Here is an 11,631-nt window from a genome sequence, read left to right on the forward strand (position 1 = left end):
AATAAGGAAACCAATGAATAATATTGAATTAATTGCAGAAATAGGATGGAATCACATGGGCAACATGAAATTGGCAAAAAAAATGATTGTTGCAGCAAAAAAATCTGGAGCAAATTATTGTAAATTTCAAACTTGGTCTGTTGATAATTTGACTGAAGGTGCGTGGGACAGTGATGGTAGAAGAAAAATTTATGAAAAAGCTCAACTTACTTTAGATAAGCATAAATATCTAATTAAAGAATGTAAAAAAAATAAAATTAAATTTTTAACATCTGTTTTTAATCTTAATGATATTAAAAATTTAAAAAAGTTAAATATAAAAGAAATTAAAATACCTAGTCACGAGATTCATAATTTAGAGTTAATTAAATCTTGTGTTAAAAACTTTAAGAGAGTTTTCATATCAACAGGCGCAAGTAAATGGAGTGAGATACAAAAAATAAAAAAAATTATTAAAAATAAAAAAAATATTTGTTTAATGCATTGTGTGTCGTCGTATCCATGTTTGCCTGAAAATATCAATCTTCCTCGTTTAAAATCTTTAAGCAAATTAAGTACATATCTAGGTTATAGCGGACATATGGGTGGGATTAATGATGCAATTGCGTCAATATGTTTTGGCGCTACAGTAATTGAAAAACATTTTACTATTAATAAGAAGCTTCCTGGTAGAGATAATAAAAATGCTATATTACCAGAAGATATGAAGACCTTAGCGGAATTCGCAAATAATTATAAAAATATGTCAATTAACAGAGGCTTAGATTTGCAAAAATGTGAAATGGATATTTTCAAAAATTATAGAGGAAGATGGTCTAAATGAAAAAGGCAGATGTTTCCGTAATAATAAGATCTAGAAATGAAGAGAGATGGATAGGTCATTGTATACAGTCAGTTTTAGATAATATTTACAAACCTGAAATAATTATTGTTGATAATAATTCGACTGATAATACCTTAAATATAGTAAAGTCTTTTAAACAAGATCCTTATTTAAAAAGTGTTACAAGATCTTATACAAATATTAAAATTTACAACATCAAAGATTATTCCCCAGGAAAATCACTTAATTTTGGTGTAAAAAAATCTAAAAATAATATTTTACTAATTATTTCAGCTCACTGTGTCTTAAAAAAAATAGATATTAACGATGTAAAGACAAAATTAAAAAAATACAAAAGTATATTTGGAAATCAGATACCAACATGGAATGGAAAAAAAATTAGTAAAAGATATATCTGGAGTCATTTTGGTGAGAAACAATCAGTAAATATGTTTTCTAAATTGGAAAACCGTTATTTTCATCATAATGCAGTAGCTGTTTATGAAAAAAAATTTTTAAAAAATAATAAATTTGATGAACATTTAACAAGTAAAGAAGATAGATATTGGGCAAATAAAATTATTTTAAAAAAACACAAGATCTTATATGATCCAAATTTAATCGTAGATCATCACTATACTGAAAACGGTAATACCTGGAAAGGTATTGGCTGATTTAATGAAAATTAATAAAGTAAATGTTTTTCATTTATCATCAAAGTTTGCATCAAAAAACTCTTTTGGAACACCACTTGGGTTAAAAACAACAACAATAATTGAAATAATAACCGATAATAAGTTAAAGGGTATTGGTGAAATATATCTTGGTATTTACACACCAAAATTAATAGACCCAATCATAAAAAATATTGAAAAGTTTATTAAAAATAAAAATCCAATAGATCTGACGCTAAAAGGAAAAAAAATTCATATTCCGTTTGTTAGTAGAAATGGTTTGTATAACTCAGTTTATAGCGGAATTGATATTGCTTTATGGGATATTGTTTCAAAATTTAAAAAAAAACCATTACATGCTCTTATCTCAAATTTAAAAAATGATTATAAAATATATTCTAGTGGTGGACTTGCTAAGTCAAATTTAAATGAAATAAGAGAAGATATCAAAAAGGCAAAGTTATTGAAACATGCAGGATTTAAAATGCGTGCAGGTGTTCAAAGTTGGAAAAAAGATTTTAGAAGAATAAAATTTGCCTATGATTACTCAAAAAAAAAACAATTAAATTTGATGGTAGATTTTATTATGGGAACAATAAAAATTCCCAATAGTAGAAAACAAATGATAAAAAAAATAAAAAATTTAGAAAAGTTTAAAATTAAATGGATTGAAGAACCATTTCATCCAGATGATTATTTTTCGTTTAAAGAATTAAAAAAAAAATCTTTAAAAATTCCTATAGCCTCTGGAGAGGCGCTAAATAGTTTATTTGAGTATAATTCTTATATATCAAACAATCTAGTAGATATAATACAGTTAGATGTTACTCACTGTGGTGGTATAACAGAAGCTTTAAAAATATTAAGTTTATTAAAAAATACAAATAAAAAAGTAGCTCTGCATGTTTGGGGTAGTACAATTTCGTTAAGTGCCAACGCTCATTTAGCTTTCGCGGTAAAAAATATTAAATGGTTGGAATGCCCACTTCATCAACCAGCAATTAATAAGAATATAAAAACTCATGTAAATTTTACAAAAAATTTGAAATTTCAAAAACTAAAAAGCGGACTTGGAATAGATTTAAACACAAACATAAAAAAAAAATATCCATATGTTGAAGGATCAGAGTACAAAATATAATCTGATTTATATTTGTTACGATTATACAAAAAAACTTAAGTTGTATAAATTAACTAACAAATATAAAAAAATTATATTAAATAAGTTTCCAAATGTTAAATTTGTAAAATTTAATTCAAAAAACAAAATACTTTTAAAAAAATGTGAAATTTATTGGGGAAATTTATTTGATATAAAGAAATTAAAATTCTTGCCTAACTTGAGATGGGTGCATTTTGGAAGCACAGGTATTGACCGTATACTTGGAGAAGAAAAAAAACTTTCACATATAAAAATTACTAATTCAAAAAATATAATGAATCATGAAATGTCAAATTTAATATTTGCATTTATATTTAATATTTTAAAAGGAATGAAATTCAGCTTTGATCTAGCAAGTAAAAAGAAATTAAATAGAAAGAACTATGATCAAATTTTTGAGAATGTAAAAAACATAGAGAACTGTAAATTCATTATTTTTGGCTATGGTCAGATTTCAAAATACTTTATTAAAAAACTATCAATATTTACAAAGGAAATATACGTAGTGACTAATCAAAAAAATTTAAGAAATAACTTTGTAAAAAAATTTTTTTTTTTTAAAAATTTTAATTTTAAAAAATTTGATTATGATTTTTGTATCAACTTAATGCCGCTAAATAAGCTTACTAAGCAATATTTTGATAAAAATAAATTTAATAAAATGTCAAAAAAATTAAATTTTATTAATGTTTCTCGTGGATTGGTAGTAAATGAAAATGATTTATATGAAGCTTTAAAAAATAAAAAAATTAATTATGCCGCACTAGATGTTTATGAGAGTGAACCTCTTTCAGCTTCAAGCAGACTGTTAAAATTAAATAATATTTTATTAACACCACATATCGGTGCTTTAAGTAACAATTACTGGAATAAAGAAGTTGAGTTATTTAAGAATAATTTAGAAAAGTTTATTAAAAAAAAAAAATTAATTAACTTAATTTAATGAAAAAGAAATTTGTATTAGCAATTATACCTGCAAGAAAAGGATCAAAAGGATTAAAAAATAAAAACATGTATCCTTTAAAAGGTAAGCCGCTTTTGTACTATACTTTTGATGCAGCCTCTAAATCAAAGTATATATCTTCAACTATACTTTCCTCTGATTCTGATAAAATAATTAAATATTCAAAGAAATTTAGAAAAATTGAATGTTATTTTAAGAGACCAAAAAAATTATCAGGAGACAGGGTACTCACATACCCAGTAATTGTTCATGCTGTTAAGGAGTTTGAAAAAAAAAATAAATTAAAAATTGATTATTTTTTACTTTTACAACCTACATCACCTTTAAGATCTGCAAAAGATATTGATTTGGCAATCTCTAAATTATTAAACAACAAAAAAGGAGCGAAGAGTATAGTTTCAGTTACTCAAGTAAAAGCCTCACATCCTTTGCGCATGAAAAAAATAAATAAAAAAAATCTTTTAGAAAATTATGTAAAGCAAAGAAATTATGAAAACATGAAGCCTCGCCAAATTTTACCAAAAGTTTTTATAAGAAATGGAGCTATATATTTAGCTCATAGAAGTGTTTTATTTAAAAATAAACAACTCACTCATAAAATATGTTTACCGTATTTAATGCCTGAGGAAAGATCATTAAATATTGATTCTTATGCAGACATATTACTTTTGAGTAATATATTAAAATAATTATTATGGAAAAAATATGTGTTCTTTTAGGAAGAAAAATTCAAGACAATATAGATAGAGAATTAAATTTAATTTCTGCCTTTAAGAAATATAATATTGATGTTCACTTTTTAATATTTGGTCCAAAACTTACATATTCTTATTTTAATGAAAATGATTTAAAAAAGTTTGAAAAGTATCCTCATACTCTTATCAACAATTTAAATGACCTCAATGAATTTGTAGACAATTTTAAATATTATTTAATAGCATCATGGAGAGATTATGATTTTTTTGTCAAAATCTTAAAAAAAAGAGAAAAAAAAATAATTATTTATAGCGATGCTGGTGGAATTGATTTTTGGGATAATGGAGGCACAACTTTATTTTTTAAATCAAAAGCAAATCAAATTGTCTATAGTAAAGCCAGAAGAAATAGAATTGTAAATATTTATAGAAGCTATTTAACAAAACAATCTAAAATAACTGGTAGTCTAAGATACGAATACTTTTCAAATAAATATGATAAAAATTATAGCGAGCTTGATGTAGTTTTTTTTCCAAAATCTCTGGATACATTATCATTAAAAATTAGAGATTGGTTTAATAATAAAAGTGACGAATGGTATTCAAATCACATTCTTCAAATGAAAAAAATATACAAATTTATTTACTCTACTTGTGTAGGTATGGGTTTAAAGTTTAATGTTAGATTACATTATGCACTAAATGATAAAATGTTTGCAAAAAATTTAGGTCAAATTGATTATGAATTTTGGAACAGCATAGATGAAAAGTTAATACTTTATGAAGATGAAAGAAATATTTTTGAAAATATGAAAATTGGAATTGGAGTCGAAAGTCACTCTGCGATTGATGTAAATCTTCATAAAAAACCATATATTATGTTTAAGCCTGAATATAACCTTAAACCTCAAGTTAGAGGGTTTGATCTTTATCATCTTTTCGGTGATAAATATTTTGGAGCTTATGGTTACAAAGACGACCAAAGTAAATTAATGGAGAACAAAAATTACTTATGGTTACCTTTTTGGTACGGTTTATTTAGTGATAGTAAATCTTTAGAGCAAGATATAAATTTAATATTGAAAAATAGAAATTTAAATTATGAAATACTTAATAAAATAAACAAATTTTATTGGGGTGGTTCAAATATTTTAGCAAGTGAAAATATAGCAAAAGAGACGTTCAATATTTGGTTTAAATCAACTGCTGTAAAATCAAAAAAAATTAGACCAACTAACTCTTTAAAAGTCTTACCTACATATACAAATTTAAAATTTAAAAAAAACTTATCCACAACCACTATTTTAAATTTCAAACCAAATAAAATAAATAGAGAAACATCTTTAAAAATAAAATTATTATCTAATTATTTTATTAGCAAAATAATCTTTGGAGTTAAAAGATTAATTACTTTTAAACAAACTTTTCTATTTGGAAATAAATTAATTTATTTACCAAAAAAATCTAAATTCTTAGAATTCAAACATTTTCATAAATTGTACGATGAATTTATTCCAATTTTATCTAAAAATATGCCAAGTGGTTCAACAATAATAGACATTGGCGCAAATGTAGGAACAACTTTATTTGGAATTTTAAAATATTCAAAAAATTATAAACATAAAATTATTAGTATAGAAGGGAGTAAATATTTTTTTAATTATTTAAAATTAAATTTAGAAAGTTTCCCATCTTTGAGAAAAAAAGCTAATATTCAAATTTTTAATACAATAATTTCTCAAAGAAATCAAAAACTTAAAATAATTAGCGATGGTTCAACTGGTATAATTGAAAGAGCAAATAATGAGGACAAAGACCTAGTTATTGTCAATAGTTTAAATGAATATTTGAAAGATATAAAGCCAAATAAAAATATTTTAATTAAAATTGATACAGATGGAAATGATTATGATGTAATTAAATCTGGACTAAATGAATGTAATGAAAAGAAACCTATATTATTCACTGAATTATTGTTTGAAAATAAAGTAATTAAAAATACTTTAAAAGTTTATGATGATTTATTTAAAATGGATTATAATTATTATTCAATATTTTCATCCTCAGGAAAATATCTTACTACCATAAATTCTCCAAAAAACATAAAAAACCTTATTGATTTTTTTAACTCTAAAGCGATTCAATTTGGAAATGAATGTGAATATTTTGATGTATTAATATATCAGGAGAAACATAGAAAAATAGTTTTGAAATCAATCCATGATTTAAACAAAATAAATGTTTAAAAGTTTTTTTCTTAATAAAAATAATTTTTTAATTCTAATAATACTAATACTGGCTTTCTTTTTAAGATATTACAATTTTGATAAGTACGGATACTGGATGGATGAATATTGGGGAACTTTTTATTTATCAAATCCTGAATTATCATTTTATGAATTACAAAATAGGGTAGAAGATTTTGGAAAATTTCAATTTGGCATGCCTGAACCAACACCTATTTATTATTATTATTTACTAAATATATTTTTTGAAATCTTTGGTTACAACCCAGAAAATGGCAGAATATTCTCTATACTATTTAGTTTTACCAGCTTAATATTTTTTTTCTTTACCTTTAAATTAATCACAACAAAATTTAACAGTATTATCTCTTTAGTACTAATAAGTTTGAACATTTTTTTGATTTGGGAAGCACAAGAAGCTAGAGTTCAGAGTTTAAATCTTTTCTTTGTATCTGTAAATTTATATTTGTTTTGTTTTTTATATTTTAAGAAATTAAACTTTTTAATCAGTATATTTTACATTTTATCAAATATTGTTATGCTTTCTGTTCATCCATTAACAGCACCTATAATTCTTGCTAATTCTATCTTTTTAATAACCAAAAGAAACGAAAGTAGTGTTAATATTTTATTACAGATTTTTGTATCAGGAATAATTTATATTTTTTTAAATTTTGACTATATATTTGATAGGATAAATGTTGATGAATATATTCATCATTCTAAGTTATCTTTATCATTCTTTTATAGCTACCATTTTAAAACTTTTTTTGGAAATATTTATTTTGGAGCGCTTAACTTATTTTTGATTTTGGTATTAATTTTACTTTTAAGATTTGAGCTAATTAAAAACAAAAATATATTTTATCTAACAATCTTGATAATAACTACTTATTTTAGTTTGTTATTTATATCTTTGGTTTTTCAACCAGTTATGCATCCAAGGTATAAAATTTATGTTGTTCCTATGATTCTTGCTTGGATTATTATTTCAATGGATTATTTAGAATTTAAAAAAAAAAATATAATCATATTCTTTTATGTTTTTCTAACTATAGGTAATTATTTTATTTTTTATGATGATAGACATATAAAAAAACCAAATGTTAACAAACCATTAAAAATTATACTAAATTCAGATATTAAAAAGATGTATTTAATAAATTATGTTCATGGTGGACATTATAAAGAATATTTTAAAAAAAAAAAAATTGTATCCAAATCTGTAATAGAGATACTTGATAAAAACAATATAGATCAAACTGAATTTTGGGTCCTTTGTGTAGATGATGTAGCAAGTTTTAGTTTAGAACAAATCTCTGAATACAGAAGTAGATTTGATTGTTTTCCAAAATTTTTAAATAAAGGAAATTATAAAAATTTAAATTTTAATAAATTTGAAAGAACAAGATTAAATTTTTATGTAAAAAAATAAATTTCTTAATTTTCAAGGTTTAAATATCTTTTGAATATTCCTGTGATGAAAACTTTAATTGATGATTACAACAAAAAAATTATATAAAAGTAAACAATTTTTATTTAAAATTAATTTCATTAAATTTTTTTTTGAAGAGTAACGAAAATTCATCTAAAAAATAAATCCAATAAAAAGCAGAAATAGAATAAATAAATCTGCTCATAGATGTCTTGATATGGTATACGTATCCAGAATTGTGATTAGTGAAAATGTATGCGGCCATGCAAAATAAAATACTTAATATTGTAAAGCTTAATAACATTTTTTCTTTATCTCTTAACTTCTCTTTAGAAAAGACATATATTAAAACTACAAGAATTATAGGATATTGAATAATAGTTATACAATATTCAATTAGTATAAAATAATATCTTTCAATATCAAAAATCATAGAAAAAAAATTATTAAAAATTCCACTATAATCTGAAGTTTGAATTTCATAATGTCCAGTAGAAAAGTAAAAAATTGATATCTGAAAAACAATTAATAAAAGGTTTCCTAAAACTAAATATGAATAGTTTTTTTTATTTTTTATTTTAAAAAAAAGAATAGTACTGAGTATTAAAGAAATAAAAATACCTTCTTGTTTTGTCCAAATTATGAGATTTAATAAAAGCAAAAAAATTATTGTATTTATTGAATTTAATTTTTTTTTATCATCTAAAATAAAATCACTAGCTAGTAAAATAAAAGAAAATAAAAGAATTTCTTGATAACCATTAAATTGCTCATGATCATAAGATAAAAAAATAAATAAGGTAAGCAATGTAAAGTTAAAAAATGTTATTTTTTTTTTTATAACCACTCTGTAACAAACAAATATGAATATTGTTACATATGATATTCTTCCAAAAACCTCATGATCAATAATACTAATTCTCCAGAAAAAAGCCCAAATGGAATGACCCAAATGTGGAATATTATTTTGTATTGTATTCTGAAGATCAAAAAATGTACCGCTATTAAATAAAATTATTGTTTTGAATATATGGAATTCCTGGGCATCCCATCCTAACTTTAATTCTCTGAAAATGGCAATTGATATTGTAAAAATAAAAAAAAATATAATTAGAAAAGTAACAAGGGTACTTAAAAGGTCTCCTTTATTTTTAAAAACTAAAAAAATATTTAAAGCTATTATTAAAACAAAGAAATAAATTACATCAAAATTAAAAAACGATAAGATAAGTATTAAATTTAAATTAATAATTATATCAGGATTTAATTCAATTTTTTTTTGTCCATATATGTTTTGAAGTACGAGATTAGACGAAAAAAAAGACAAAATTAAGCTAACCTGAATAATCAAAATTAAAATATCATTCATAATTTTTCAAATAGATAACAATTTTCAAAATTATAAATTAATTTAAATTTATCGGCATTAAATTTTGATCGATTAGTATCTTTGCCTCTATAATTTATTAATATATAAAAATTTGGATTTAAATTTTGAGTATAATCATAAACAGCCCAACTTATATTTGGAAAATCATCAAAATTTTGAATATTTATATTTGTTTTTTCTAATTTAAATTTATCTATTACATCTTTTACAAATCCAAGACCTTCATTTTTGCAGTAACCATAGTTATTTAACATTCTATTTTCTAGATTATTTTCAGATAAAATATAAATAGATTTGAAAAAATCTATTTTAGATAAAAAAAATATTAAGATAAAAATAATTAAAATATAGTTTTTTATAAAAGATTTAATATTAGTAGTTAGTAAAGTCATGACTGTAATAATTTACAAAAGCATAATACTTCTTCTGAGAAAAATATATAAATTTTTTTTTCAAATTTTTTTTAATAGTTTAAATAGGGAAAATTTATTTAATATTATTTATAAAAGAAATTTCTGGAATATAGGAAAAAATGAACAATTTTACTCTGGAATTGGATCTAGAGATGAAAGAATAATTAAACCGTACACAAAGAAAATTAAAAATTTAATAAAAAAAAAAAATTATAAAATTTTAGATTTGGGTTCAGGAGATTTTAATGTTTCCAAAAAATTTTATAAATATGCTAAATTTTTTTATGCTGTTGATATTGTAAAGCCTCTTATTGATATAAATAAAAAAAAATTTAAAGGAAAAAATTTAAAGTTTTTGCATTTAGATATTTGTAGAGATAAGTTGCCAAATGCTAATGTCTATATATTGAGACAAGTTTTGCAACACTTGAGTAATAGAGAAATAAAATTAATATTAAATAAATTAAATAAAAAAAATAAAATAATTATAATTACAGAACATTTACCTAGCAAAAAATTTATTCCTAATTTAGATATAAAAAGATGTATTGTAACACGCACTGCAATTAATTCAGGGGTTGTAATTGACAAGCATCCATTTAATTTTAAATATAGAAAAAAAAAAAAACTGCTAGAAGTTGTTTCATATCCTGATTTGGATAAAATAATAACTTATCAATACAACACTTGATACAAATGAAAAAAAAATTAGATTTATCAATTGTCATTCCAGTTTATAAAGAAAAAAAAACTTAAAAAAATTGATAGAGCAAATTGAAAAATATACAAAAAATTTCAACAAGGAAATAATTATTGTTGATGATAATTCAAATGATGGATCATATGAAGTGATAAAGAAAATAAGAAATAAATCTTTGAAATTTATAATTAGGAAGTCAAAATTTCGTGATTTATCCAAATCATGTATCTATGGTTTTAATTTATCAAGATCAAATAATATTTTAGTTATGGATGGAGATTTGCAACATAATCCGAATTACATAAGTAAAATATATGGAAAATTTATAAATAAGGATCTTGATGTATTAGTAGCATCAAGAGCTTTTAAAAAAGCTGATTTTAGTTTGATTGGAAAATTTATTTCGATATTTTTAAATAAATTTATCAACTTTTTTTTAAAATATAAAAAAAAACTTTATGGATATGGATATAAAATACTAATTGATTTAATTTATAATTCCCAAAACAAAATTAAAATTGATGAAATATTTATTGTTTTTAATAAAAGATTTGAGAAAAAAAGTAAATTGAACATTAAGGTTTTAATTCATTTAATAAAATTTATCTTTCTTAAAAAAGTTAATTAAGATAAATAAATTTTATTTTTCCAAACATTTTATTAATTATCAAATCGTCACTATAATAATAACAATTATCCTCTAGCCAGCATAAATTATTAACTTTCAAATCTGGCTTCACCCCAAAACCCTCTCTTTTAAAAGTTTTAATCTTTGTTACATTTTTGTAATTATTCTTGAGTAAATTAGGAAACTGAAAATTAGTTGCAAATAAAGTAAAAAAAATAATTAAAATATAATTATAAAATTTTTTGTAATCGTAATTTTCTAGTTTAAATGTTCCTAGAGTTAGAAAAATTGCAATTGGTCCCATGAGCATAAAGAAATGAATGCCCAGTCTAGGATCGGGGTTTTTACTTAACCACATAAAAATACTGAAGGTAAAAACAATTATGATATACAAATATTTATAATTTAATCTCTCTAAATAGATTTTTTTTATTTTATTTAAAATTAATAACAAAATTAAATTATAAGAAATAAAATATACCATTAAAATTGATATTATTT

The 11,631-nt window shown here is 22.1% G+C and carries 11 protein-coding genes and 1 pseudogene; 9 read left to right on the top strand and 3 right to left on the bottom strand.

Going from position 1 to position 11,631, the window contains the following annotated elements; translation table 11 throughout:
• Positions 1-13: 13 nt before the first annotated feature.
• The 7 genes from ACTTAS_RS07750 to ACTTAS_RS07780 are packed head-to-tail and all read left to right on the top strand — an operon-like array spanning position 14 to position 7,999.
• Complete coding sequence (locus ACTTAS_RS07750; protein ID WP_440678974.1) at positions 14-823, top strand: N-acetylneuraminate synthase family protein; 810 nt, start codon at positions 14-16, stop codon at positions 821-823.
• Entirely contained in the window at positions 820-1,497 is a 678-nt protein-coding gene (locus ACTTAS_RS07755; RefSeq protein ID WP_440678975.1) for a glycosyltransferase family 2 protein, read from the top strand. The genes ACTTAS_RS07750 and ACTTAS_RS07755 overlap by 4 nt, the downstream gene beginning before the upstream one ends.
• Positions 1,498-1,501: 4 nt before the next feature.
• Positions 1,502-2,638, top strand: coding sequence for an enolase C-terminal domain-like protein (locus ACTTAS_RS07760; RefSeq protein WP_440678976.1), 1,137 nt, complete (start codon positions 1,502-1,504; stop codon positions 2,636-2,638).
• Positions 2,610-3,602, top strand: coding sequence for an NAD(P)-dependent oxidoreductase (locus tag ACTTAS_RS07765; RefSeq protein ID WP_440678977.1), 993 nt, complete (start codon positions 2,610-2,612; stop codon positions 3,600-3,602). The genes ACTTAS_RS07760 and ACTTAS_RS07765 overlap by 29 nt, the downstream gene beginning before the upstream one ends.
• On the top strand, positions 3,602-4,312 hold the full coding sequence (locus tag ACTTAS_RS07770; protein WP_440678978.1) for an acylneuraminate cytidylyltransferase family protein: 711 nt from the start codon (positions 3,602-3,604) through the stop codon (positions 4,310-4,312). Before ACTTAS_RS07765 ends, ACTTAS_RS07770 begins: the two co-directional genes overlap by 1 nt.
• A 5-nt stretch (positions 4,313-4,317) precedes the next feature.
• Positions 4,318-6,564: an FkbM family methyltransferase gene (locus ACTTAS_RS07775; RefSeq protein WP_440678979.1), complete on the top strand. Its 2,247-nt coding sequence runs from the start codon at positions 4,318-4,320 to the stop codon at positions 6,562-6,564.
• Complete coding sequence (locus ACTTAS_RS07780) at positions 6,557-7,999, top strand: hypothetical protein (protein WP_440678980.1); 1,443 nt, start codon at positions 6,557-6,559, stop codon at positions 7,997-7,999. Before ACTTAS_RS07775 ends, ACTTAS_RS07780 begins: the two co-directional genes overlap by 8 nt.
• A gap of 100 nt (positions 8,000-8,099) precedes the next feature.
• On the opposite strand, the gene ACTTAS_RS07785 is transcribed toward ACTTAS_RS07780, so the two are convergent.
• Both ACTTAS_RS07785 and ACTTAS_RS07790 read right to left on the bottom strand, forming a co-directional pair.
• Complete coding sequence (locus ACTTAS_RS07785; RefSeq protein WP_440678981.1) at positions 8,100-9,368, bottom strand: hypothetical protein; 1,269 nt, start codon at positions 9,366-9,368, stop codon at positions 8,100-8,102.
• Complete coding sequence (locus ACTTAS_RS07790; protein ID WP_440678982.1) at positions 9,365-9,781, bottom strand: hypothetical protein; 417 nt, start codon at positions 9,779-9,781, stop codon at positions 9,365-9,367. The genes ACTTAS_RS07785 and ACTTAS_RS07790 overlap by 4 nt, the downstream gene beginning before the upstream one ends.
• Here ACTTAS_RS07790 and ACTTAS_RS07795 point away from each other — a divergent pair.
• Positions 9,780-10,493, top strand: a complete 714-nt coding sequence (locus ACTTAS_RS07795; protein ID WP_440678983.1) for a methyltransferase domain-containing protein — start codon at positions 9,780-9,782, stop codon at positions 10,491-10,493. The genes ACTTAS_RS07790 and ACTTAS_RS07795 overlap by 2 nt on opposite strands.
• 64 nt (positions 10,494-10,557) lie before the next feature.
• A pseudogene (locus tag ACTTAS_RS07800) lies at positions 10,558-11,130 on the top strand (glycosyltransferase); the annotation flags it as partial.
• Here ACTTAS_RS07800 and ACTTAS_RS07805 read toward each other — a convergent pair.
• The coding region (locus tag ACTTAS_RS07805) for a hypothetical protein (protein WP_440678984.1) at positions 11,123-11,631 on the bottom strand (509 nt) is incomplete at its 5' end. The pseudogene ACTTAS_RS07800 and the gene ACTTAS_RS07805 sit on opposite strands and share 8 nt — an antisense overlap.

This window comes from Candidatus Pelagibacter sp. HIMB1611 (genome assembly GCF_052047715.1).
Taxonomy (GTDB): domain Bacteria; phylum Pseudomonadota; class Alphaproteobacteria; order Pelagibacterales; family Pelagibacteraceae; genus Pelagibacter.

Bases quoted from the DNA above. Each gene is read 5' to 3' on its own strand.
- ACTTAS_RS07750 (WP_440678974.1), top strand. From the start codon at position 14: ATGAATAATATTGAATTAATTGCAGAAATAGGATGGAATCACATGGGC.
- ACTTAS_RS07755 (WP_440678975.1), top strand. From the start codon at position 820: ATGAAAAAGGCAGATGTTTCCGTAATAATAAGATCTAGAAATGAAGAG.
- ACTTAS_RS07760 (WP_440678976.1), top strand. From the start codon at position 1,502: ATGAAAATTAATAAAGTAAATGTTTTTCATTTATCATCAAAGTTTGCA.
- ACTTAS_RS07765 (WP_440678977.1), top strand. From the start codon at position 2,610: ATGTTGAAGGATCAGAGTACAAAATATAATCTGATTTATATTTGTTAC.
- ACTTAS_RS07770 (WP_440678978.1), top strand. From the start codon at position 3,602: ATGAAAAAGAAATTTGTATTAGCAATTATACCTGCAAGAAAAGGATCA.
- ACTTAS_RS07775 (WP_440678979.1), top strand. From the start codon at position 4,318: ATGGAAAAAATATGTGTTCTTTTAGGAAGAAAAATTCAAGACAATATA.
- ACTTAS_RS07780 (WP_440678980.1), top strand. From the start codon at position 6,557: ATGTTTAAAAGTTTTTTTCTTAATAAAAATAATTTTTTAATTCTAATA.
- ACTTAS_RS07785 (WP_440678981.1), bottom strand. From the start codon at position 9,368: ATGAATGATATTTTAATTTTGATTATTCAGGTTAGCTTAATTTTGTCT.
- ACTTAS_RS07795 (WP_440678983.1), top strand. From the start codon at position 9,780: ATGACTGTAATAATTTACAAAAGCATAATACTTCTTCTGAGAAAAATA.
- ACTTAS_RS07790 (WP_440678982.1), bottom strand. From the start codon at position 9,781: ATGACTTTACTAACTACTAATATTAAATCTTTTATAAAAAACTATATT.